25 protein-coding genes are annotated in these 23,282 nt (G+C 61.1%); 12 read left to right on the forward strand and 13 right to left on the reverse strand.

The features are described from left to right. Positions 1–16: 16 nt before the first annotated feature. The gene (locus tag EOA13_RS10725; RefSeq protein ID WP_023809469.1) at positions 17–610 is read right to left on the reverse strand and encodes a response regulator; all 594 of its coding nucleotides are present in this window, start codon (positions 608–610) and stop codon (positions 17–19) included. Positions 611–942: 332 nt separating this feature from the next. Between EOA13_RS10725 and EOA13_RS10730 the strand changes: the two genes are divergently transcribed. Both EOA13_RS10730 and EOA13_RS10735 read left to right on the forward strand, forming a co-directional pair. Beyond that, on the forward strand, positions 943–4,053 hold the full coding sequence (locus EOA13_RS10730; RefSeq protein WP_127292240.1) for a CheR family methyltransferase: 3,111 nt from the start codon (positions 943–945) through the stop codon (positions 4,051–4,053). Further along, positions 4,050–4,430, forward strand: a complete 381-nt coding sequence (locus EOA13_RS10735) for a response regulator (protein WP_023809467.1) — start codon at positions 4,050–4,052, stop codon at positions 4,428–4,430. The genes EOA13_RS10730 and EOA13_RS10735 overlap by 4 nt, the downstream gene beginning before the upstream one ends. Positions 4,431–4,450: 20 nt before the next feature. Here the strand turns inward: EOA13_RS10735 and EOA13_RS10740 are convergent, their stop codons facing one another. The 3 genes from EOA13_RS10740 to EOA13_RS10750 all read right to left on the reverse strand — a co-directional run bounded on the left by EOA13_RS10740 (position 4,451) and on the right by EOA13_RS10750 (position 6,896). Further along, positions 4,451–4,690, reverse strand: a complete 240-nt coding sequence (locus tag EOA13_RS10740; RefSeq protein WP_127292243.1) for a hypothetical protein — start codon at positions 4,688–4,690, stop codon at positions 4,451–4,453. A gap of 166 nt (positions 4,691–4,856) precedes the next feature. Next, a complete protein-coding gene (locus EOA13_RS10745; protein ID WP_127292245.1) occupies positions 4,857–6,035 on the reverse strand; it encodes a zinc-dependent alcohol dehydrogenase in 1,179 nt (392 codons plus the stop codon). A gap of 75 nt (positions 6,036–6,110) precedes the next feature. Beyond that, the gene (locus EOA13_RS10750; protein ID WP_127292248.1) at positions 6,111–6,896 is read right to left on the reverse strand and encodes an SDR family NAD(P)-dependent oxidoreductase; all 786 of its coding nucleotides are present in this window, start codon (positions 6,894–6,896) and stop codon (positions 6,111–6,113) included. A gap of 331 nt (positions 6,897–7,227) precedes the next feature. Here EOA13_RS10750 and EOA13_RS10755 point away from each other — a divergent pair, with 331 nt between their 5' ends. From EOA13_RS10755 to EOA13_RS10790, 8 genes are all read left to right on the forward strand, one after another. Then, positions 7,228–7,494, forward strand: a complete 267-nt coding sequence (locus tag EOA13_RS10755; protein ID WP_127292250.1) for a hypothetical protein — start codon at positions 7,228–7,230, stop codon at positions 7,492–7,494. Further along, a complete protein-coding gene (locus EOA13_RS10760) occupies positions 7,491–7,709 on the forward strand; it encodes a hypothetical protein (RefSeq protein WP_127292253.1) in 219 nt (72 codons plus the stop codon). Before EOA13_RS10755 ends, EOA13_RS10760 begins: the two co-directional genes overlap by 4 nt. 4 nt (positions 7,710–7,713) lie before the next feature. Then, positions 7,714–7,932 (forward strand): hypothetical protein, encoded by a 219-nt coding sequence (locus EOA13_RS10765; protein ID WP_127292255.1) that lies wholly within the window; start codon positions 7,714–7,716, stop codon positions 7,930–7,932. A gap of 84 nt (positions 7,933–8,016) precedes the next feature. Further along, positions 8,017–8,247: a hypothetical protein gene (locus EOA13_RS10770; protein WP_127292258.1), complete on the forward strand. Its 231-nt coding sequence runs from the start codon at positions 8,017–8,019 to the stop codon at positions 8,245–8,247. Between the two features lie 157 nt (positions 8,248–8,404). Continuing rightward, a complete protein-coding gene (locus tag EOA13_RS10775; protein WP_127292260.1) occupies positions 8,405–8,860 on the forward strand; it encodes a hypothetical protein in 456 nt (151 codons plus the stop codon). Further along, a complete protein-coding gene (locus tag EOA13_RS10780; RefSeq protein ID WP_127292263.1) occupies positions 8,857–10,077 on the forward strand; it encodes an Nramp family divalent metal transporter in 1,221 nt (406 codons plus the stop codon). Before EOA13_RS10775 ends, EOA13_RS10780 begins: the two co-directional genes overlap by 4 nt. Then, positions 10,077–10,436, forward strand: coding sequence for a hypothetical protein (locus tag EOA13_RS10785; protein ID WP_127292266.1), 360 nt, complete (start codon positions 10,077–10,079; stop codon positions 10,434–10,436). The genes EOA13_RS10780 and EOA13_RS10785 overlap by 1 nt, the downstream gene beginning before the upstream one ends. A gap of 2 nt (positions 10,437–10,438) precedes the next feature. Further along, complete coding sequence (locus tag EOA13_RS10790) at positions 10,439–10,771, forward strand: hypothetical protein (RefSeq protein WP_127292269.1); 333 nt, start codon at positions 10,439–10,441, stop codon at positions 10,769–10,771. Positions 10,772–10,802: 31 nt separating this feature from the next. On the opposite strand, the gene EOA13_RS10795 is transcribed toward EOA13_RS10790, so the two are convergent. Further along, positions 10,803–11,129 carry a hypothetical protein gene (locus tag EOA13_RS10795; RefSeq protein ID WP_127292271.1) on the reverse strand — a complete coding sequence of 109 codons (327 nt, stop codon included), beginning with the start codon at positions 11,127–11,129 and terminating at the stop codon, positions 10,803–10,805. 354 nt (positions 11,130–11,483) lie between these two features. Further along, on the reverse strand, positions 11,484–11,882 hold the full coding sequence (locus EOA13_RS10800) for a GNAT family N-acetyltransferase (protein ID WP_245490347.1): 399 nt from the start codon (positions 11,880–11,882) through the stop codon (positions 11,484–11,486). Between the two features lie 263 nt (positions 11,883–12,145). On the opposite strand from EOA13_RS10800, the gene EOA13_RS10805 reads away from it, so the two are divergent. Beyond that, positions 12,146–12,343, forward strand: coding sequence for a hypothetical protein (locus tag EOA13_RS10805; protein WP_127292274.1), 198 nt, complete (start codon positions 12,146–12,148; stop codon positions 12,341–12,343). Positions 12,344–12,485: 142 nt separating this feature from the next. On the opposite strand, the gene EOA13_RS10810 is transcribed toward EOA13_RS10805, so the two are convergent. Continuing rightward, a complete protein-coding gene (locus tag EOA13_RS10810; protein ID WP_127292277.1) occupies positions 12,486–13,004 on the reverse strand; it encodes a ferritin-like domain-containing protein in 519 nt (172 codons plus the stop codon). Positions 13,005–13,439: 435 nt separating this feature from the next. Between EOA13_RS10810 and EOA13_RS10815 the strand changes: the two genes are divergently transcribed. Next, positions 13,440–15,002: a GMC family oxidoreductase N-terminal domain-containing protein gene (locus EOA13_RS10815; protein WP_127292281.1), complete on the forward strand. Its 1,563-nt coding sequence runs from the start codon at positions 13,440–13,442 to the stop codon at positions 15,000–15,002. A 193-nt stretch (positions 15,003–15,195) separates the two neighbouring features. Here the strand turns inward: EOA13_RS10815 and EOA13_RS10820 are convergent, their stop codons facing one another. The 6 genes from EOA13_RS10820 to EOA13_RS10845 form a co-directional block, all read right to left on the reverse strand. Beyond that, the gene (locus EOA13_RS10820; protein ID WP_127292284.1) at positions 15,196–16,722 is read right to left on the reverse strand and encodes an aldehyde dehydrogenase family protein; all 1,527 of its coding nucleotides are present in this window, start codon (positions 16,720–16,722) and stop codon (positions 15,196–15,198) included. Beyond that, complete coding sequence (locus EOA13_RS10825; protein WP_127292287.1) at positions 16,722–17,528, reverse strand: creatininase family protein; 807 nt, start codon at positions 17,526–17,528, stop codon at positions 16,722–16,724. The genes EOA13_RS10820 and EOA13_RS10825 overlap by 1 nt, the downstream gene beginning before the upstream one ends. Next, the gene (locus EOA13_RS10830) at positions 17,525–18,499 is read right to left on the reverse strand and encodes an ABC transporter permease (protein ID WP_127292290.1); all 975 of its coding nucleotides are present in this window, start codon (positions 18,497–18,499) and stop codon (positions 17,525–17,527) included. Before EOA13_RS10830 ends, EOA13_RS10825 begins: the two co-directional genes overlap by 4 nt. Before the next feature lie 10 nt (positions 18,500–18,509). After that, positions 18,510–19,532, reverse strand: a complete 1,023-nt coding sequence (locus tag EOA13_RS10835) for a Gfo/Idh/MocA family oxidoreductase (protein ID WP_127292292.1) — start codon at positions 19,530–19,532, stop codon at positions 18,510–18,512. 11 nt (positions 19,533–19,543) lie between these two features. Beyond that, positions 19,544–22,087 carry an ATP-binding cassette domain-containing protein gene (locus EOA13_RS10840; RefSeq protein WP_127292295.1) on the reverse strand — a complete coding sequence of 848 codons (2,544 nt, stop codon included), beginning with the start codon at positions 22,085–22,087 and terminating at the stop codon, positions 19,544–19,546. Positions 22,088–22,203: 116 nt separating this feature from the next. Continuing rightward, the gene (locus tag EOA13_RS10845) at positions 22,204–23,223 is read right to left on the reverse strand and encodes a sugar ABC transporter substrate-binding protein (protein WP_013530435.1); all 1,020 of its coding nucleotides are present in this window, start codon (positions 23,221–23,223) and stop codon (positions 22,204–22,206) included. Positions 23,224–23,282: the final 59 nt, after the last annotated feature.

Consider the following 23,282-nt stretch of genomic DNA (forward strand, 5'->3'; position numbering starts at 1 on the left):
GGTCTTGGAAAACAAACTAATGCATCAGTTTTGCGCCGCGGGTTTTCGCCATCTCTTGCATGATGTCGTTGAGCCAGTTTTCAGTGGATTGACCAAGCTGTCTGCGGTCGACATCCCGGATCGCTTGCTCGAGCGTCCTCTCGACGAGCCGATCCGATGCCTCGACGTCTGCCAGCAAAAGGCGCGCCGCAAGTCGCAGTTTGGGCAAAAGCGCGAAGACGTCGTCGGAGGGGTCCGGCACGGGGGCCGCTCGCCCAGATGCCTGCGGGGGAAAGAGCGCGTTGAACACCGCCTGGCTGCCCGAGGATTTCCGCAAATTGCTGGCGTAGCGGAGATGATCGGGAATGGCGATGTCGTCATCACCACTGAAGAACACGAAGGGGACACCCCGGCGCATCAACTCATCGGCGATTGGAAACACGCGTCGGCCATTGAGATTGACGTCGAGTATTGCAGCTTCAGCCGTCCCGGTGTGTTTGGATGCCTGTTCGACGGTTGCAGCGGGACCGAGGATGATGGCACCCATATTGCTGAAAAACCGCGCAAGATCTCCCGCCATCGCCCATTCGTCTTCGACTATCAGAATATGCAGCCCCCGCAGGTCGCGCACGTCGTCATCCTTTCTTGGAACGGAGGTTAGAATGCAGCGGATTTGCCTTCCGAATTCTGTCGTCCAAGGCCGCCTGCAACCGTCTCGTAAGCGCCAGCATGCGATCAGGGACGGCCCTAGCATGGGAACTTCCAAGCGATCCAGGCTCCCCTGATACCACCGGCGTCGGGAGTTTTATGTCAGCAGATCGTTTTGTCATTGAATCACCATTGATATCGGGTTCAACGTCATCCCTGACGTCTTGTTCCATCCGTCTTGCGCGCTATATGGTTGTGTCCTGTCCGCCGGCCTTGAGGGGATTTCAGGTCGGGTCGGCGAAAGGGGGACATGACGTGACAGCCCAACCGAAAAGGTTTCCCATCGTGGGCATAGGCGCGTCCGCGGGCGGCATTCCCGCGATGGAAGGTCTGTTCAAAGGCGTGGCCGGTCAGCCTGGTATGGCTTTCGTCATCATCACGCATCTCAGCCCCAAGCGCGAAAGCCTGTTGCACGAGGTCATCAGCCGCTACACCGAGATGCCTGTCATCGTGATCGAGGACGGCATGGTGGTTCAACCCGACCACGTCTATGTGATGCCGCAAAACGTGACATTGGCCATTGAATCGGGGGTGCTGCACCTGCGCCGGCCGAATGGGCTTACCCAGGAGCGCAAGCCCATCGATATCTTCTTCGCCGCATTGGGTGAAGACCAAGGCGAATATGCCGTTGGCGTCATCCTGTCGGGCGGCGACTCCGATGGAACCCTGGGCGCCAAGGCCATCAAGGAGCGGGGCGGGTTTACCGTCGCGCAAGCGCCGGACGGCTACGGGCCGCGCAATCCCGACATGCCGCAGAGCGCTATTGCCAGTGGACTCGTCGATGTCGCTGTGCCCGCCGAGGAGATCGGGGCGAAGCTGGAGGCTTTCGCCCGCGGCTTCGACCCGCTGGAAGGGCTGGCGGAAGAAGATGGCGACCACACGGCCGACATCGATAAGGTGCGAGAACAGATATACGCCATTCTGCGCAGCCACTCCGGCCACGACTTCTCGGGCTACAAGACCAAGACATTCCTGCGCCGCGTGAAGCGGCGCATGCAGATCGCCCAGGTCCATTCCATCAGCGCTTATATAGACTGGCTGAAGAAGGATGCTCGCGAGGTGATGAACCTTTTTCGCGATCTGCTGATCAATGTCACCAACTTCTTTCGCGACCCCGATGCCTTCGAGTTGCTCGAGCGAAAGATCATACCGCAGCTGTTCGAAGGCAAGACCGCCAGCGACACCGTCAGGGTCTGGGTTCCCGGATGCGCCACGGGCGAGGAGGTGTTCTCCATCGGCATCCTGCTGCGCGAACACATGGAGAAGCTTACGGTCGTTCCGCGCGTCCAGATATTCGCGACCGACATCGACGAGCCGGCGCTGGCGGTGGCGCGGGCGGCACGCTATCCGGAAGCCTTGCTGCAAGGTCTTTCTCCCGAACGAAAACAGCGGTTTTTCAACGGCGATGGCGAAAGCTATGTCATCAGCAATGCGATACGCGAACTGTGCATCTTCTCGCCGCACAGCGTCATTCGCGATCCACCCTTCTCGCGCATGGACTTGGTCTCCTGCCGCAATCTGCTGATCTATTTCGGCCCGATCATCCAAAACCGCGTCATCCCTGTCTTCCATTATGCGCTGAAGCCCGGCGGTTACCTTTTCCTTGGCACCTCCGAAAGCGTCGGGCAGCACGACGATCTGTTCGCCACCGTCGACAAGAAACATCGCATCTTTCATGCGCGGGAGCATGCCTCACCGCACATCAGACTGCCGGCCCTGATCGGGGAAAGTCATTCCAGCGTCTTCCCATCCGAAAGCGCCGGCTCGAAGAAGGGACTTGTCGGCTATCCCCTGCGGCAGGCAGTGGAGGCGCAGGTGCTGGAACGGTTCGCGCCGCCGCATGTCCTGGTCAACGCCGAGGGCGATGTCGTCTATTATTCGGCCAGGACCGGCAGATATCTCGAAGCGCCACAAGGCATTCCCAGCCGGCAGTTGCTGACGATGGCAAGGCGTGGGCTGCGGCTGGACCTCCGCGCCGCACTGCGCGAAGCGACGACCACACGCCGCACAGTGGTGCGGGAAAACCTGACCGTGGAGGAAGATGACGAACGGGTGCAGCCGATCAGGCTGACGATCGAGCCGCTCGCCGAACGCGGCAATGGCGAGCCGCTTTATCTCGTCCTGTTCGAACCGTCGGGGCCGACCCAGGCCCGCTCAGAGGAAGACGGCGGCAGCCGTGACAGTGACAGCACCGCCGATCTCGAGCGGGAACTGCGCGATACCAGAGAGCGCCTGCAATCGATGATCGAGGAATACGAGACCGCGCTGGAGGAGGTGAAATCGTCCAACGAGGAACTCGTCTCCGTCAATGAGGAGGCGCAATCCACCAACGAGGAACTCGAAGCCTCGAAGGAGGAGATGCAGTCGCTCAACGAGGAACTTAACACGATCAACGCCGAGTTGACGGCCAAGATAGAAGAGCTCAACCACGCTAACGGCGATCTGCGCAACCTGTTCGAAAGCACCGACATAGCGACCATTTTCCTCGACCGCAGCCTTGTGGTCCGCACCTTCACGCCGGCGGCGTCATCCTTCTTCAGCCTGCGCCCCTCCGATGTTGGCCGGCCGCTGACGGATTTGTCGAGCCAACTCGACTACCCAGAGTTGAAGCAGCACATCGACAAGGTGTTCGAGACAGGCGAGATCCTGAATCACCATCTGCCGCGCGATGCTAGGGGCTTGTTCCACATGGTCCGCATCAATCCCTATCGGGACAAGGGCAACAGGATCCAGGGCGTGGTGGTGACACTTGTCGACGTCACCACGCTGGCACAGGCAGAAGAGCACCAGCAGGTGCTCATCTCGGAACTCAACCACCGGGTCAAGAACATGCTTGCGGTGATCGCCAGCATTGCAAGCCGCACGCGGGAAAGTTCTGATACGAAGGAGGAGTTCGCGGATGCGCTGATCGGCCGTCTGCATGCCATGTCGCGGGCCTACGGCCTGCTGACCCGGGAGAGATGGAAGGAAGCCTCGGTCAGGGAATTGCTCCAGCAGGAGCTCGAACCCTTCGGCATCGAGCGGGTTGAACTCGGTGGCGCAGACGTGAAATTAGGCCCGCAACAGGGGCTTTCCCTCAGCATGGCCATTCATGAACTGGCCACCAACGCGGCCAAGTATGGCGCTTTGTCAAAAACCGACGGCAAGGTCAGTGTGCAATGGTCGATCGAGGATGACAGTTTCACATTTGGCTGGCGCGAAAAGAACGGCCCTCCTGTCGAGGCGCCGTTGGACAACGGCTTTGGCCTGACCCTGTTGCAGGGAGAAATCGGTTACAGGCTCGGCGGCCATGTCGAGACCGCGTTCCACAAGGACGGCCTCAGCGTCCAGATCGCGTTTCCGGCAAATCACAAGGAGGCACCGTGAGCGACGACAGGCCGCGCGTTCTGGTGGTCGAGGACGAATGGCTGATCGCCGAAGACGTCGCGTCTCGCCTGCGTGCTGCGGGTTATCCGGTGATCGGCCCGGTCTCGTCGGTCGCAGCGGCTCGTCAGCTTATCGATGCAGGCAAAGCCGACGTGGCGCTGCTGGACATTCAATTGAACGGTGAAACAAGTCTGCCCGTGGCCGAAACATTGCTGGCTCGCGGCATCCCCTTCGCCTTCATGACCGGATTTGGGCCGCGCGACGTTCCCACACCCTTCCGAAATTGCAAATTCGTGCCGAAACCGGCAGGCGACGCTGCACTTCTCAACACCCTGGCCGACCTGGCATCGCTTCGGCCCGACAAACACTCGCTGTGATTTCAAGAGGCCGGTTTCGATTAGTCCAGGGGCTTGTCGGTCGGCCTAGGCGTGGTGCTCGCCTGACGCGGCCGGCCGGCGTTTCGATTGGCAACCGGATTGTCCAGCGGCGGGGCCGATGGCCGGGATGTGCCGGCGGTTTTCGGCGTCAGCGGCTTGGCACCGGCATCCGTATCACTGGCGTCCCGTTTCGGGTGCGGGAGAGCATCGGCGTTTGGCGACCGGACGCTGGGTTTCGATGTGGGATTCTCATTGCTCATGGCGATAACTCCTTCGCAGCGGGCGGGCACGACAGTCTCGCCGCCCTGAGTTTTTTCTGCGGGTCAACCGTCGCCACGGTCGAAAGTTCCGGGTACCTCAGTAGTGTCGGAGCCATCCCTGGCGGAAAATTCGCGCAAGGTGGACCCCGCGCAAGATGCCGACGTCTCAGCCATGCGGTCGCATCACCACCTTGATGCAGCCATCCTGCTTGTCGCGGAACTTTTTGTAGAGATCCGGTCCCGCTTCGAGGTCTGCCTTGTGCGTGATCACGAAGGAGGGATCGATGTCGCCCTTTTGCACCATGGCCAGGAGCGGTTCGAGATAGCGTTGCGTGTGCGTCTGACCCATTCGGAAGGTCAGGCCCTTGTTCATGGCGGCGCCGAACGGAATATGATCGACGAGGCCGATATAGACGCCGGGCACCGAGATGGTGCCGCCTTTGCGGCAGGAGTAAATTGCTTCGCGCAATACATGCGGCCTGTCGGTGCCGAGATAGACGGCAGCCTTGACCTTGTCGAGCATGGAGTCGGCACTGGCGCCGGGATCCGACTCGGTACCGACACAGTCTATGCAGCGATCCGGACCGCGGCCATCGGTCATCGCCATCAAGGCGTCGTAGATATCGGAGTTGCTGAAGTCGAGCGTCTCGGCCTTGCCGTGCTCGCGAGCCATCGCCAGCCGCTCCGGCACCTTGTCTATGGCAATGACGCGGCCGGCGCCGAGCATCCATGCGCTCTGAATGGCGAACTGACCAACCGGACCGCAACCCCAGATGGCGACGGTATCGCCTGGCTCGATGCCGGCGTTTTCAGCCGCCATATAGCCGGTTGGAAAGATGTCGGAGAGGAACAGCACCTGTTCGTCGTCCATTCCCTCGGGCACCTTTATCGGACCGACATCAGCGAAAGGAACGCGCAGATATTCGGCTTGCCCTCCCCAATAGCCGCCGACCAGATGCGAGTAGCCGAACAGGCCAGCCGGGGATTGCCCCATCACTTCGGCAGCCTCTTTGGCGTTGGGATTGGACCTGTCGCAAAGCGAGAACAGCCCCTTCTGGCAAAACCAGCATTCGCCGCATGAGATGTTGAAAGGCACCACGATGCGGTCGCCCTTTCTGAATTTCGAATGGCGGCTGCCGACCTCCACGACCTCGCCCATCGTCTCGTGTCCGAGCACATCACCCGACTCCATCGTCGGCATATATCCGTTCATCAGATGCAAGTCCGAGCCGCATATGGCGCAACAGGTGACTTTGATGATGACGTCACGATCATCCTCGATGGCGGGATCAGCCACCTGGTCGCATCGAATGTCGCCTTTGCCGTGCCATGTGAGCGCTTTCATGATGGTGCTCCTGCCTTGGAAGAAGGTCGGCAGAAGAGTCTGCCCGACATTTTGGTTTGGCGTGAAGGCCGAAGGTCAGCCTTTGGAGGCAGAACCCGGCTCGGCCATCTTGCGGTGCTGTTCGGCCAGCGTGCCTGCCGGCGTCACATGTGCCGCGGCGACCTGCAGCTTGTTCTTCCAGCCGCTGATGACTTGTTCCTCACCGTCCATCATCGCCTCGTAGCCGGCCTCGGCCACATCGGCGGGATTGTCCTTCTCATCGGTGCCGACCTTGGTATCCATCATTTCGGCGCGTTCGAAGAACCGCGTCTGCGTTGCCCCGGGCATCAGCACGGTGACTGTGACTCCTGTGGCCTGCAACTCATGACGCAGTGCGATCGAGAAGGAATCGATGAAAGCCTTGGTGCCGTTGTAGACCGCCTGGAAAGTGCCGGGCATAAAACCAGCGATCGATCCTGTGAAGAGAATGCGGCCTCGGCCGCGGCGTGCCATCCTGGCTCCGAGTTGATGCGCGAGATAGACTGTCCCGGTGATGTTGGTGTCGATGATGCGGCGCACTTTTTTCCAATCCTGATCTACGAAACCACGGCCGAGCCCACGTCCGGCATTCAGGAACAACAGGTCGACATCGCGATCGCCGATCCCGGCGATCAAACGATCGACACCCTCCTCGGTCGCCAGATCGGCCTCGATGGCTTCGACCGTCACACCATGCGAACCGAGCGCCTCAGCTGCCTGCTGGATCGCGGGCTCGTCGGCGGCTAGGATCAGGTGGTAGCCGTCCTTGGCGCACAGTTTGGCGAGTTCCTTCCCAATGCCGCTCGAGGCGCCCGTCACCACGGCCAATTTTTCATTCGTCATCTCGTCCTCCGAGCTTCGCTTCGGCCGAACCACTGTCGGGGCGGATTGTTCCGTACGGAGAGGTTGAATGCGTGGCCGTATGCAGGCCGTGACAAGGATTTGTTCTTGAGTTCAATGAACACGCGGCGTGGAGAGGTGGAACAACTCAGGTCTGGGCGAGTTCGATATCATGCAGCATCGTTGCTCCCCTTGTTTGATGCTGCACGATCGGGTCCCCTCAGCCTGATCCGCTCGCGCTTTCTATCGGAAAGCGCGAGCATCTAATCACCTCGACAATCATGTTTTTGGAACAACAAACCCGTTCGGCAGTTCGGGGCGCAGGAGGAATAAAATGCAATACGCCGAAGAAATCGCGCTCAGGCGCGTGAAAATGCTGGTCGAACAATATGTTGTCGCCAGGAGCAGGAGATATGATTTCGTCTCGACGGAACTTGCCTGCAAAGCCATTCGCCAAGTCGTACGAGGTCCGATCGAAGACGCCGAACTGGACCATTTGCTGGCTAGAAGCGCGGTCAAACAGGGGCTCTCGGTACGGTTCGACCGAATAGGTCATTGGCAGGCGGCTTCGCCCGAACTCAGCCAGGAGAAATCAGCATGAGGGTAGTCCTTTTGGTGTCGGCTGCATTCCTCGCCTTGGCGGGGTGCAACGACAATGCCGATCCAGCCAAGTCCAAGACGGATACCACGAACAGCCAGCCGGTCGACAAGAATCCCACGACGGACACCAACCCGACGCCGCAGACCAGCACCGGCGGCGACCAGCAAGGTACGCAGCCAACGCAGCCCGCATCTCCAAAGCCAAGTGGCGGCTAGGCCTATGGAGCGACGCAACGCAATAATCTCGCTGGTGATAGCGGCGGTCCTCATTGTCGGTTTCATCGTCGGCTTTTTCTACGTTGACATGGGCTGGCAGACCTCCCCGCTGAAACGTGCGCCGGAGCAGAACCAGGGCGGCAATGCCCCGGCGGATACCGCCCCGGCTGCGGGCGTCCAGAAAAATCCCAGGGAAAACACGGAAATGCCGGGGCAACAGTGATCGACGACCGGCAGCAACAGGAGAGGGCGACCTCGCGGTGACCCTGCCGAACTGAGTTCAATACAGCACCGATCTGGAGTGTGGATGATGGGCATCCTTTCCGACCTCGACAAGAAGCTGACGGACAATATGTACGAGCATGGCAGCGAACTCACCGATGCGGTTTCGGACCTGCCGGAAGCAGTCGTGGAAGCGGTCGAACGGCTGATGTTTTTCATCCAGCCCGACGCGCGCGACACAGTCAGAAGTCAGGTTCTCGGCCTCGTTAACGAATACAGAATCCGAGACGCTTCGAGCGGGGATCGCCCCGACTGACCTTCAGCTTGCGCTGATGCGCCAATTGAAACCGATCTGGACCTCGCTCGCCGCCTCGTGCTCCGGATCGGGAGCCGCGGTCGTTGACGGACCCGACGAGCGCTCTAGATCAGATTTACGCAGGCCGCAGTTTTGTTGGGCCGGGGAGACTTATTCCGTGGCGCACCAAACGCCGGATTTGATTGCTAGACGCCGCCATCTCAGGCTCGACTGCCTATGCCTGCTTCTGCTGATTTTGTCGGCATGCTCATCTTCCGATCAGGTCGAGCAGCAATCACGAACTGCGGCCTCTGCATCGCAGACCGTGATGATGACGCTGGACGCTTGGGCGGCGGGGGCGGCGCCGACCACATACACGGTGGATACGCTGCAATCGATCGGCAAGACGCTTGCCGACGCCGGGGCGCAAATCCGGTCCGCGCAAACCAGTGAACCCGCCGAGCAAGCTTCACTGACAAAGGCAGTCTACGATTTGTCGGTCGCGGTGGCGCGTGCAGAGGCCGGATTGCAGGCGGGCGACCGGCCGGAAGTCCAAGACGCGCAACAGGATCTACGGCTGGCGTCGCGTTCGCTCGCTACCGCCTACGCCAAGTATTTCGCGCCGAAGCCATGAAGAAGCTAATGGAAATATCCCTCGGCGTCGTCACCAGCGTCGGCGGCTTCCTCGAAGTCGGGTCCATGGCGACGGCGGCGCAGGCAGGCGCGATGTTTGGCTTCCAGTTGATCTGGGCGGTGGTGCTAGGCACCCTCTGCATCATCTTTCTTGTCGAAATGTCCGGCCGGTTCGCGGCCGTGAGCCATCACACGATCTCCGACGGCATCCGCGAGAGATTCGGCTTCAACGTCTTTCTATGGCCGTTGCTTGCCGCCCTGCTGGTCAATTTCCTGGTGCTGTCCGCCGAGATCGGCGGCGTCGCCATTGCGCTCGAATTTGCCACCGGCATAGGCTTCCAGTGGTGGGCACTGCCGGTGGCTTTGCTGGCGTGGCTGCTGCTTTGGAAAGGCACCTTCGGCTTCATCGAGAAGGGCGTATCTATTCTCGGTCTGGTGACGCTGTGTTTCGTCGTCGGAGCGGTGATGCTGAGACCCGATTGGACGGCAGTCGCAAGGGGCGCCGTGCCTTCGCTGCCGGTCCACGATGCCGCCAATTACTGGTTCATGGCGGTGAGCATTCTCGGCGCCTCGATATCGCCCTACCTCTTCATGTTCTATTCCTCGGGGGCCATCGAGGACCGGTGGGACAAAAGCTATCTCGGAGCCAATCGGGCCATAGCGGGGTTGGGCATGACTTTCGGGGGGACCATCTCGATCGGCGTGTTGATCGTGGCCGCTCTCGTGCTCGCCACGCATGGCGTCACCCAGGTGGACGACTATCACCAATTGCCGTTGATGCTGATATCCATATTCGGCTTCTGGGGCTTCGTGCTGTTTGTTGCCTCCCTCGCCATTGCCTGCTTCGGCGCCGCACTAGAGGTCGGGTTGCAACAGGCCTATCTTGTGGCCCAGGGTTTCGGCTGGAATTGGGGCGAGGATCGTAAGCCGCGCGACGATCCGGGTTTCAGCGCCACCTACACGATATCATTGCTTTTGGCGGCTATTCCCATCGCGCTTGGTCTCGATCCGCTGAGGCTCACCATCTTCTCCATGGCGCTGACGGCAGCCAGCCTGCCGCTGACGGTCGTTCCTTTCCTGTTTCTGCTGAACGACAAACGTTATGTCGGCGAGCATCGCAATGGCTTTTTGTCGAATGCTGCCGTCATCTTCATCATCGCGCTTGGCTTCGTGCTGGCCGTGGTGACCATCCCGCTGCAGATATTCGGAGGCACATGATGAAGTTGGTGCGTGATCTCCTCGACAAGCAGGTGGTCGACCGCGAGCAGATCAAGATCGGCAAGGTCGACGGGCTGGTGGCGGAGTTGCGGCCTGGCAAGCCGCCTCGGATCATTGCGATCGAGCTCGGCTCCATCACCCTGGCGCGTCGCCTCGGCGCAGGGCCCGGGCGCTGGATGGCGCGGCTCGCGGTCAAACTGGGTGGCAAGCAGCATGGCGAGCCTCATCGAATCGCCTGGCACAAGGTGAAAGATATCGGCATCGATATCGAGTTCGACATCGATGTGGGAGAAACGTCGATCTTCGCCTGGCAGGACTGGTTGCGCGACCATGTCATCGGGCGCATTCCGGGAGCTTGATGATGACCACGGTCAATCTCGAGCATCTGGCAGGGCGACGAGTACTCTCGCAGCGCGGCAAGAATGTCGGTTATATCGAGGAGATCCACGCCGAACGGGATGGTGACGATTTCGTCGTCACCGAATTCCATGTCGGGGTCTACGCCGCTTTCGAGCGCCTCTCGGCCTCGGCCATAGGCGTGGCAGTGCTGGATCTTTTCCGATTGCGCCGCCGCGACGGTCTATATCGCATCCCTTGGAACAAGCTCGACATTTCCGATCCCGCGCGACCGCGGCTGCTGTGCCCAATGACCGAACTCTCAGGCATGAAGGGCGCACCAGACCTCCAGGAATAGGCCGTGGGGTGCTGCTTCGTCGGGATCGTTCTCAGCGCAGCATGCTCGCTGCCAGGAAAACCACGGCTGCTATCAAAACGACAGCTGCAATCACCAACACCGGCCAGTTGCCGCCGGGCCGCAGTTCCGGCTCGCCTTCGACCGGACGCATGGCATTGGCAAAGCTGGCATCGTTTTCGAATTCTGGACGTTTGCGCGGCGGACTTGTCTCAGCGACCGGATTTTGCGTGTCCGCGGCCTCTGCGTCTGTCTCAAGCGGGGCAATGGCGGGATCGAACCCCGGCGTCTTGTCCTGCGTCGCTCCTGCCTGAACTTCGCCTCTGGCCGCGGCAGGGGTCGGACTTGAAACCTTGGCCATGATTTCTCCCTTTCAACCACGCCCTGGCAGACTTGCACTTGTGAGCGCGGCGAGAGCAAAGCTTGCGTGCGCCGGAGCGGCCTACCATGGTCGATTTGCTCGCCATGTGGTCCCTCGTAGCGCACGCCAAACTTCTGCCGCCGCCGATTTGTTCCAAGCAGCAACACCCACGGCCTGAGTCGGTTCACACGAGGCTGTGGCGCTCAAGAATTTGGCTGTGGAGCATGGCGTCGCCAAATTGGCGTTGGACCAGCCTTGGCAGATCATATGAACAGTCACTGCTCGCTGCGGGAAAATGAACCGACCCGTCGCTGCCTCGCGATTGAGGCCATGACGGCAGGTTCGCGATCAATTTCACAGCAGATCTTTCCGAAGGAAGATGCGGGCATGTCCAGGGATCCCGAATTCGACTTTGCCAAATTCCTCGAAACCATGGCGCATGTAGAATAGCGGCGCCTGGAAACTGCTCGTCTCCACGACGGCCTTCTTGCAGCCCCGCCGGATGGCTTCTTCCTCGATCATCGTGAGAAGTTGTGAGCCAAAGGATTGGCCACGCAATGGCTCAGGCAGGAAGAACATGTCGAGAAACAGGAGACCGAGTTCCGTTCTGCCCCAAAGCCCGCCCCAGATCTTTCCAGACTGGTCGCAAAGCTCCGCTCCGATAACAGCTCGGTCGTCGATCCCGGTCTGTGCGATGTTGTATTGATAGAGCGCTGCGGCGGCCCGCGCTCTTTCATCCTCGCTATAGGTCAAAGCGGTTGTAAATCTCTCGGATCGGAATGACATGCATTTTCCTCCTGGGTGGCACAGGCATGAGGTCCGCCGGCAACGTCGGTCACGGCCAAGATGAACTCGTTGCCAACGCCAAGAAATAAATCCGACATCCATCTCAGGCGCCTTCGAACGCCGCAGGCTTTGTGGTCTTCACAAAATGTTACGTAAGGGAACGTTCGCGCCTGACTCTTCTTAGGCAATCGAGGCGGTTGTCGCCTCGTGGATTTTGAAGGAGAAGAAGAATGCCCAATCAAGGTGGTAGTCACGAACAGCATGTGAAGGCAGGCCAGCAGAGCCACAAGAACGCCGACAATAAAAACCGTCAGCAACAGCAGGCCGCTGGTGGTGGTCAACGGCAGCAGGGCGATGGATCCGGCATGCGTGGTGGAACCCACGAACAGCACGTGAAAGCTGGCGAACAAGGCCACAAAAACCGCTGATCGCGGGTGATTTAAGCAGACCCACCCCTAAGTGTCGGGGTGGGTCTGATTGCATCTGAAGGGGTATCGACGACGCCGCGGCAAGTCGCGAAAGTCGCCCCGGCGGCTTGGCGCAGGGGCGAGGCCCGGTAAGGACACCCAGTCAGGCAGCTTGCTGCAGGGCGCGCTCATTGACACCGCCTTCGCCCAGCCCGGAAAGCGCTTCGTCCGTCGCGACCTCCTCTTTCAATGTCTCGTTGAGGAGTTTGACCACGTCGCTCTTGCCAAGCTGTTCAGCCCACGCGACCAACGTGCCATAGCGCGCGATTTCATAATGTTCGACGGCCTGTGCTGCGCCGACCAGCCCTGCATCCAGCGCTGGGTCACCCTTGTATTCGTCGAGGATTTCCGATCCTTCCTCAAGAATGCCGTCGATCGCCGGACAGGTCTTGCCGCGGGCCGGTTTGTCCATAAGTTCGAACACTTGCTCGAGTCGATCGACCTGGCCTTCGGTTTCCATGCGGTGTTTCTCAAAGGCTGCGGCCACCTCCTCGGATTCGGCGCCCTTTGCCATCTTCGGCAAGGCTTTGAGTATCTTCTTTTCAGCGTAGTAGATGTCCTTCAGCCCATCGAGGAACAAAGCCTCCAGTCCTTTTGTCGTCGTTTTTTTTGCAGTCGCCATGATTTGTCTCCCTTGGATTGTCGTGAAAGCTCACCGGCGGTGTAGCCATGGACTAACTTTCCATGGAAGCAGTTGTTCCCTGAGCGCGACTCGGAAGGGCAGCACGCGAAACACCGCTTTTGTCGAAAGCCGATCGCTGTCAAAAGGCGATGGATGATGACGGTGTGAGAACCGCCGGCAGGGGACGGAGAGCACCGGGGTTCGTCGCGCGATATGGAGCAGATGGTGAAAAGAAACCCTTCCGATGGGTTCATATACGAAATCATATTTACATATAAAACAAATCATGATGATCTTGCAGTCGTGCAACGCGGCTAAGGTGGTTGGTTCCGGCGTACATCGCTGAGCCTGAATGCCAGCAGATGATCGTGCACAAAATCAACATGATGTCGCGGTAGAGCCAGCCGTGCATTGGTCGGATCCGGGGAGTACGGCATGCCGTTCGATGTCATCGTTGTCGGAGCCGGCGCAGCCGGGGCTGTTCTTGCTGCCCGGCTAACCGAGGATGCAGCCACGAACGTGCTTTTGCTGGAAGCGGGGCCGGACTACCGGAGCGGCGAGCAACCTGCCGAGATGGCGAGCCCAAATCCCTTCAACCTGCTGCTTCCCGATCATTTTCAGCAGCAATACATGTATCCCGACCTGATGGCTCGCCGCACGAAGCGGCAGGAGCATCGGGTCTACTGGCGCGGCAAGGGGCTTGGTGGTTCGACGGCCGTCAATGGGCAGATTGCCATTCGCGGCGTGCTCCATGCATTCGACCGCTGGGAGGAAATCGGATGCAAGGGCTGGTCGGGAGCCGACGTGCTGCCCTTCTTCTGCCGCTTGGAGGATGATCCGATCGCGGCCAATTTTCACGGCAGCGGCGGCCCGATTCCGATCTACCGCGCGCCTGTCGAAAGCTGGGGAAGCGTCGACAAGGCCATGCGCCAAAGCGCGATGGCTCTCGGCCATCCCTGGCATGACGATCTCAATGCTCCGGATGTCGAAGGGGCTTGCACCTATCCCATCAACAGTCGAGCCGGCAAGCGCGTGTCGGTCAATGACGGCTATCTGGAAGCTGCCCGCGACCGGCCGAACCTCACCATCATCGGGCAGGCGACGGTGGATAAGGTGCTTTTCGATGGCAAGAAAGCGATCGGCGTTTTGGCCATCGTGGCCGGTCAGGTTCGCAAATTCGAGACGCCGCTGGTCATCGTCTCGGCCGGCGCCATCCACTCTCCGGTCATCCTGCAGCGCTCGGGCATCGGTCCGGCGGCTCTCTTGAATCGAAAGGACATCGAGGTGCTTGCCGACCTGCCGGTCGGCGAAGGTTTCTTCGACCATCCTTATTGCCGCATCGAACTGAAGCTGAAGCCGGAATTCAAGGCGACCGATGTCGACGCGCGGCATACCAACTGCTGTGTGCGGATGAGTTCGGGCGTGCCGGGCGCTGAGCGCGACGACATTCTCTACGTCGCCATGAACCATGGCGGTATCGGCGTGGAGTCCGACAGCGCCCAGTTCGGCGAGGCCATGGTCAATCTGATTCTGATGGAGGCCAAGAGCCGCGGCACCGTGCAACTGCGTTCCGCCAACCCTTTCGACCAGCCGATCGTGGAAGAGAACATGCTGGACGATCCAATGGATCTCCAGCGCATGCGTATCGCCTATCGCCACCTTGGCGAGATTGCCCGGCAGGCGCCGATCCAGGCGATCGCCGAGCGCGTCCTGCTGGGGGATTCCGATCTGCCTTTGTCATGGCTCGAAACGGCAAGCGACGAGGAGGTCGACAATTTCCTGCTGGCGCAGTCTTCCGATGCGCAGCATGGGATCGGAGGCTGTTGCATGGGAAGGCCCGGCGAGGCCGTGGTCGATCCGGAATGCCGGGTCTACGGTTTGGAAGGACTGCGGGTTATCGATGCGTCGATCATGCCGCTCGATTGCCAGGCAAACACCAATCTCACCTCGATCATGATCGGCGAGAAAATGGCCGACAGTCTGCGCCGGTCCACCTGACAGCTCTCTGCCGAACTGCATATGGTCGCGAGCCCGCGCACAAGAGCATGATGCCGAAAAGTGTGAAGCGGTTTTCTCGGACAAACGGGTACCGTTTGTCCAGACATCATGCTCTGTCTCTTTGAGTTGGAGCCGGATGATTTCAGGTCGAATCCACCCGAAATCATCCGGCTCTGGGCGCGGGCCTTGAATGTCAGCGAGTGACATCCACGGTAATCGTCTTCAAGTCGCACATTTCCATCAGCGTGTGCCGACCCCCGGTGCGACCGAGACCGCTCTGCGTCCCGGCGGCGCCGCCGGCAGGGATGTGCGGCTCCCAATAGCAACTCATCTCGTTGATGTTGACGATGCCGACCCTCAGGCTTTCAGCAAAGGCAAAGGCGTTCTTGATGGTGCTGGTGAAGACCGCGGCCGACAGGCCGTAGGGGCTGGACGCCGCAAGTTCCATCGCCTCCTCGTCGGTCTCGAAGGTCAGCACGGGTGCAATCGGCCCGAAGGATTCCTCGACATTGAGCAGGCTTTCCCGGGTCAGTCCTGTGACGATCGACGGCTCGAAATAGAGATTGGTGGCAAAGCCCGCCGCCACATTGCCGCCGGTGACGATCTCGGCGCCACGTGAGCGGGCGTCCGCGATGTGGCTGAGCACCTTGTCGACGGCCACCGCATTGTTGATCGGCCCCATCGTCGTCGCGGGATCGAAAGGGTCGCCCATTTTCACCTTCGCGGCCGCTTTCATGAGACCTTCGATGAAACGGTCATGGACGGATTTATGCACCAGCACGCGTTCGGTGGCCGTGCAGATCTGCCCGGCATTGGCAAAGCAGCCGGCCCCCACCTGGGCGGCAGCCATATCGATATCGGCATCGGCGAGCACGATGGTCGGACCGTTGCCGCCCATTTCGAGCAGAAGCGGCTTGCCCGCGCCACGCCGGGCGATCGTCGCGCCGGTGGCGGAACTGCCGGTGAAGCCGATGGCATGGGTGCCCGGATGAACGACCGCCTCGTCGCCCACCTCCGCACCGTCACCCAGAACGAGATTGATGGCGCCGTCCGGCAGGCCCGCCTCGATGAAGCATTCGACAAGTGCCGTGGCAATCAGCGACGTCGTCGGCGCGGGCACCCAGACGACGGTGTTGCCCGTTGCGACGGCCGGTCCGAGATAATAGAGGCAGGGCAGGGCGAGCGGGAAATTCCAGGGTGTGATGATGGCAAAGACGCCCTTCGGCTGCAGGAAGCTGAAGGCGCGCTTGTTGGCATCGGCAAGCGGAAACGCCGCCGTCTCCAGCCACTTCATCTGCTCTGCCGCATTGCGGAAACCGAGAGCTGCCGCTGATGCTTCGGCCTTTGCCTCGCTGTGGAAGGGCTTACCCTGTTCCAGGCAGAGCAGGCGCGCGAGTTCCTCGGCGCGCCTGTCGATCGCGTCGGCGATGCGCATGCACAGTTGAGCGCGTGCGAAGGTTCCCATCTTGCGCATGGCCTCGCGTGCGCCTTCGGCGGCTTTCACCGCGCGGCCGACATCGGCACGGGTGGAAAGTGAGAGATAGCCGAGGTGTTCGCCCGTCGAAGGACTGTCTATTTTCAGGAATTTGCCGGAGCTGCCGGCAATCCACTCGCCGCCGATGCGATTGATGCCGATGCGGGCGGCTGCTTCCGGCTCCGAGACGATCGCCATGCCGCGCAGGTTGGGGCCTTCGAGAGAAGATTTGAAATGAACTGTCATCATGTTTTCCTTTGGCCGAATTCGGATTGGATGTTCAAAATGGCGGCGCGGCTGCGCTCCACGGCTGCGATGAAAAGTCTGCTGCCGGCCTCCGCGCTTGCCTGCGATGGCTTGCCGATGACGCCGTTGTCGCGGATGGCTTCGAAACGGCGCCAGACGGTGACGGCCGGCGCCGCGTAAAGGTGAGGATCCGGCCAAGATGGCGGGGTGCCTCCTGGCGGGATGAGATCGCGGCGAACGCTGTCGCCAAGCACATGCATCATCATCGACGTTTCAAGCGCACAAGCGTGACCGGTGCCTGTAGCGGCATCGGGCAGGGCCTCCGCCGCCACGTCGGCGATGAGATCGAAATACGAGAAACCCGCCGTGACGATGCCACGCTTACCAAGGGTGGTGATCGCCACCTGGATGGCGGCGCGGTTTCCGCCATGGCCGTTCAGCATGACCGGCAGGAAGCCGTCTTCGGCAAGACAGCTGCAGAGATCGACGAGAACGGCGATGAAGGTCCGCGGACTGAGACTCATCGTGCCGGAGAAGGAGCGATGATGCTCGGACGAGCCATAGGCGAAAGGTTCGGCGACACGCATGGAAGCCTGTCCTTCCGCCGCGGCGAGAGCGACTGCTTCCGCAAGCCAGCAATCGACGCCGAGAGGCAGATGCGGGCCATGTTGCTCGACAGCGCCGAGCGGCAGAATGACGACGGGTTTATGCACGCCGGCTGTCGCGTGTCTTTCCGTATCCGGCGAGGTCATCAGCGCAAAGCTGGACCTGGGCGGGATCGGCAAGGCCGGAGCTGGCTCGCTCATCGTGCTGCCTCGACAAGCCGGGCCTTGGCGTAGGTCATGCCGGAATCGGCCAGGAGAGCGACCATGATGATTGCCCCCTTGTAGAGTTCGAGGCTGGAAGGATCCGTGCCGAACACCCGAAGCGCCGTCGTCAGCAGGCTGACGATCAGGGCGCCGACGACCGCCCCCCACACCGTTCCCCGTCCGCCGAAGATACTGGTGCCGCCAAGCACGGCAGCGGCGATCGCGTCCAGAAGCAGCGAGGTACCGCCGATATTAGGCGTCACGACAGGCACCCGGCTGATCATGATCACAGCCGTCAGGAAGACGAAAATACTGGAGGCGCAATAGACGAGGATCGTGTGTTTCGTCACCGGGATGCCGGCAAGTTCCGCGGCTCCGGCATCCGACCCGAGCGCATAGGTACGCAGCCCGAAACGGCTGTGCCGCATCAGGATTGCTGCTACGGCAACGATCAGGAGCGTTGCGAAGATGACATTGGGAATGCCAAAGCTGCGCTCAATGCCGACCGCGCGAAGCGTCGGATCCTTCAGCATCAGGACGCCTTTGGAGGCAACGGCAAGCGTTGCGCCCTGCAGCGCGACCATTGTGGCCAGTGTCGTCACGAAGGGCGGTATTTTCAACAGTGCGATAACGGCGCCGTTCGCGAGGCCGATCACCACCATCACGGCAAAACCGACAAGTAGGGCAAGCGGCAGGCCGGCGCCGCTGTCGACCAGGCTGGCGATGAAGACGGCGCAGAAGGCGACGCCGACGCCGGCGGACAGGTCGATGCCCGCCGTCAGCAGAACGATCAGAGCCCCAAGCGCCAGGATGGCGATCGGCGTCGCCTGGGCGACGATGTTGATGAGGCTGGCGGTTGAAACGATGCGGGCGTCGATGAGCGCGAAGATCGCCAGCAGGATGACCAGCAGGATCAACGGCGAGAGGTCGAGAAAGCGCCTGCACCAGATGTTCTGTTGGCGGGTCATGAGGATCCTCTCATCGAATGTGCCAATCTTCGACCGGTTCGCGCAGGCCTGATTTGACGCTGCGCAGGATGGCATCATTGACGGCGACGGCGCGTAGGGCGTCGCCGACCGGCATCACGAAAGGGGTGTCGTCGCGAACCGCCGAAATGAAATGGTGGACCTCCTCGAAGAGATCCCCGGTGATACGGCCATTGACGGTCGGCCAGTGCAGGGCGTCGGGTTGCGACCACTGTCCCCGCGACAGGATGCGCAGACCATGGTCGCGCACGTCGAGGTCGATCATGCCTTCAGTGCCGATGATTTCCGTGCGTGCCCAGATGCCGGTCGGAACGGTCGGTGGCAGCGTCCAGCCGAAGTAGAGCTGTCCGCTCATTCCGTTCGACAGCTCGACGGTGGAGAAGATCGCGTCTTCGGATCGAACTCCGAGCGAAGGCATGAGCTTGGCGACGGGCCGGGAGTAGACGGCGATGATGTCCGAACCTGAGATCCATTGCAGCGCATCCACGTCGTGCACGCCGAGGTAGAAGCAGACGCTCGAGTTTCCGTTCATGCGAAGACCGACTTCGCGATTGGTGAAACGGCCGCTGCTGCCGTGGATCGGCTCACCGATCCGCCCGGATTTCACCGCTGCCGCGGCCTCGCAATAGCGCGGGTCGAACCGCAGGATGTGGCCGACCAACAGACGCGCGCCGTTTCTCTCGGCCGCTCTAGCAATCGCCTTGGCAGCGGAAAGATCGTGAGCCATCGGTTTTTCGAGCAGCACCGGCTTGCCGGCATCGAGCAGCGTGCGGCAGACGTCTTCATGCAGCGTGTCGGGTGCCGCCACTATGTAGGCGTCGGCGGCATTGGCGGCCAGCGCGGTGGCGGCATCGCGGAAATGCCGGGCACCGAAATCGGACGCGGCCTTGCTTCCCGAGGCAGGATTCGGATCAACGAATGCCGACAGTTCCGCGACAGGGCTAGCGGCAACCACCTGCGCATGCAGGAGGCCCATGTAGCCGGCACCGACGATGGCGATCTTCAACTTGCTCAAAGGGTTTCTCCTCACAGGCATGGTGCAAGGTTGGATGCTGGCCGGGGTGAGCAGGCTGGTGGTGTGATCGTGCGATCACCGAAAGCCAGCGTCATCACGTCTTCTTCCGTCGCCCCACGAGCCAGCGTGCCGACAGAGTGGCCTTCGCGCATGACGACGATGCGGTCGGCAACGCCGAGAACCTCGGGCAACTCGCTCGACACCATGAGGATCGCCGCGCCCTCGGCCTTCAATCTTGCGATCAGATGATGGAGTTCCGACTTCGCGCCGACGTCGACGCCGCGCGTTGGCTCGTCGAGCAGAATGATTTTCGGCTTGGTGGCCAGCCATTTGCCGATGACGACCTTCTGCTGATTGCCACCCGAAAGCTCGATGGTCATCTTGTCGGGCTGGGCCGGCCGCACGCCGAGTGAGCCGATGAGATCGCGCGCGAGAGCCAGGATGCGGCGAGGTCTCAGCAGGCCGAAGTGACTGTTGTCGCGTATCCAGGCGAGGGACAGGTTATCTCTGATCGACATTGTGCCGACGAAGCCTTCCAGGTGCCGATCTTCCGGTATGTAGACGATGCCGGCGCGATTGGCGGCCTTGGTGTCGCCGCCGGTCTGCTGCCCGCCGAAAATTCTGAGCGTGCCGCCATGCATGGTCTCGAGGCCGGCAATCAGCCTGAGCACTTCGGAGCGGCCGCTGCCCATCAGGCCGGCGAGCGCGACGATTTCGCCCCTGCACACGCTGAGCGTCGCAGACTTCAAGAGCTTGCCATCGGAGATGTTGCTGATCTCGATCGCGGTTTCGCCGACTTGCGCTTCGAGATAGGGGAAGATGTCGCCGACATCACGCCCGACCATCATCGACACGATCTCGGCCTCGCTGGTCTGGCGGGTCTGGCGCTCGCCGATGAAGCGCCCGTCACGCAGAACGACGACGCGGTCGCACTGGCTGAAGATCTCTTCCATCTTGTGGGAGATGTAGAGGATGCCGGCGCCGCGAGCTCTCAGCCTGTCGATCAGGTCGTAGAGTTGGTCGCGCTCGCGGTTAGAGAGCGCGCTGGTCGGCTCGTCCATGATGAAGAACCAGGCATCGGACAGAACGGCACGGGCAATTTCCACCATCTGCCGGTGCCCGACGGAAAGCGTTCGCAGCTCCGCGCCAATGTCGATATCGAGCGACAGCTCGTCCATGATGGATTTCGCATCGCGCCGCATCCGGGCCCGGTCGAGAAATCCCAGGCGGGTACGCGGTTCGCGGCCGATGAAGAGATTCTCCGCCACCGTCAGGTCCGGCGAAAGGCTGAAATGCTGATGGATGACGCTGATGCCCTTGGCGTCGCTGGGGGAGTGGAACTGGACGGCGTTGCCGTCGATGACGATCTCACCCTCGTCCGGGCGATGCAGACCGGAAATGCACTTCACCAGCGTCGATTTTCCGGCCCCGTTCTCGCCGGCAAGTCCTACCACCTCGCCGGCCGAGACGGCAAAGCTGACACCGTCGAGTGCCTTGACGCCCGGAAAAGACTTGCCAAGCCCGCGCAAGGCGATGCTGTGTTTGCCGACCGGTGTTGCGGCGGTGTTGCGGTGCGACGGGGTGGACTTGCGGCCACTGGTTTTGAACAGGGCGGCGACACTCTCCGGCTGGCTGGTGAGAACGGCCACCAGAATGAGGCTCGCGGTCACGAAATAGATCAGTATCTGCGGTACCTGCAGGAAGGACAGGCCGGTGTTGATGACGCCCAGCAGCAGCGCCCCGATCGCCGTTCCCCAGGTGGAGCCCTGGCCGCCGGACAGTTTCGTGCCGCCGATGATGGCGGCTGTGATGGCTGTAAATTCAAGCCCGGTGCCGGCAAGCGGCTGTGCCGAACCAAGGCGGCCGATGGTGAGTATCGCGCCGAGCCCGGCCGTTGCGCCGGCAATCAGGTAGACGGAGATGCGCACGAGGTCGACGGGAACCAGAGAGGCCCGCGCTGCTCCCGCATTGCCGCCGACCGCATAGATCCAGCGCCCGTACACCGTGCGATTGAGCACGAACCACCAGAGGCCCAGGCAGATGGCGGCGATGATGACGGAGACAGGTAGGAGGCCGATCGTCTCGCGTCCCGCGAAAAGCAGGACCGGATCGGCGACGGCTATGCTGGATGCGCCGGAGAGACTGAGCGCCAGGCCGCGCGCAAACGCCATGGTGGCGAGCGTTGCGATGAATGGGGAGATGCCGGCAAAGCCGATCAGCGCTCCATTGAGCAGACCGATTGCGGCACCGCCACCGATCGCGGCGAGAAGGCTCAAGCTCGCCGAGCCGGTTGCCGTGTAGGCAAGGCCCGCGGCGATGCCGGAACAGGCGAGGTTGCTGCCGACGGAAATATCGATGCCGCGCGCGATGATCACGGCCGTCATGGCAAAAGAGATGAGGGCGATGACCGCACTTTGCTGCGCGATGCTGACAAGATTGCCGGTCGACAGAAAACGCGGATCGATCCAGCCGAAGACGGCGATGGCGACCAGCAGCACCGCGATGAGAACCGGTTCGTTGCGCCGCAGTAATGGAGAGGTCCAGGACTGGAACATGGGTCGGTCCTCTTATCGAGCATCATGCGCGGTCACCACGGAGCGGCGACGGCGATCGTCAGGAAAAGGGGGCGCCGGATGATATGTCATCCGGCGCTTGAGCCGCCTTTAGGCTGTTACTTTGCCAGGGTCATGGCGGTCGCCGGAACCTTGGGACCGAGTTGCTCGGTATAGTTCTTGGCTTCCACCGCCTCCTTGTCGGTGTTGATGTATTCGAAGGTGAGGCCATCGGCCTTGAGCTTCGCCGCCGTCGCATCCGAGGTCACGAAATAGGTCGGCATATAGAGATCCTGCGGCAGCTTTTCGCCGTTGGCCAGGCGAGCGGCAACGGCGATGTTCCAGTAGCCGACACGATAGGCGCCGGTCAGCACGTCCATCACCATCTTGCCGTCGTCGATCAGCGGCTTCATCTCGGCGTCGCCGTCATAGCCGCCGTAGAGCAGCTGGGTTCCCATCGAGCTGGCAACGGAATCGGCGGCCAGGCAAAGGCTGTCGGAGATGCAGCCGATGGCCTTCAGATCCGGATAGGTGGTGAGCCAGGTCTGGGCGGCATTGGTTGCCTTGGCTGCGTCCCAGCCGGTCGGCTCGATGCCGACGACCTTGATGTCCGGAAACTCCTTTTTCAGGGTTTCGACAAAGCCTTTTTCGCGCGTGTCGGACACGAAGTTGCCACGCGAACCGACGAGCAGGGCGACTTCGCCCTTGCCGCCAAGCGACTTGCCGAGCGCGCGGGCAACCATCGACATGTTGTCGTAGTCCGGATAGAGCGTCGAGTAGTTCGAGCCGGCCTCGACCTTGTTGCCCATGGTGATCACCGGAATGCCGGCGGCGGTGGCTTTCTGGATGACCGGAATGACCGCGTTCTTGTCGATCGGATCGATCAGGATCGCGCTGACGCCCTGATTGATGAAATTCTCGATGATGCTGACCTGTTTTTCCAGACTGCCCTCGGCGCTCTGCCAGGTGGATTTCACCCCATAGTCGGCGGCAGCCACGTCGCCCGCTTCCTTCATGCGGACAAAGAAGGAATTCTGCAGGTCGATTGCCGCAAGCCCCAGAACCTTTTCCGCGGCAAGCGAGGGCGTTGCGATGGCGAGTGCGAGCAGGGCAATGGATGCTTTCAAGGAAATGCGCATGTGTCAGTTCTCCTCTTGTTGCGACAGGACGATTCTTCGTCTCTTTTTCATGTCCCGCA

Origin of the sequence: Mesorhizobium sp. M7A.F.Ca.US.011.01.1.1, assembly GCF_003998295.1 — a bacterium.
Classification (GTDB): Bacteria; Pseudomonadota; Alphaproteobacteria; order Rhizobiales; family Rhizobiaceae; genus Mesorhizobium.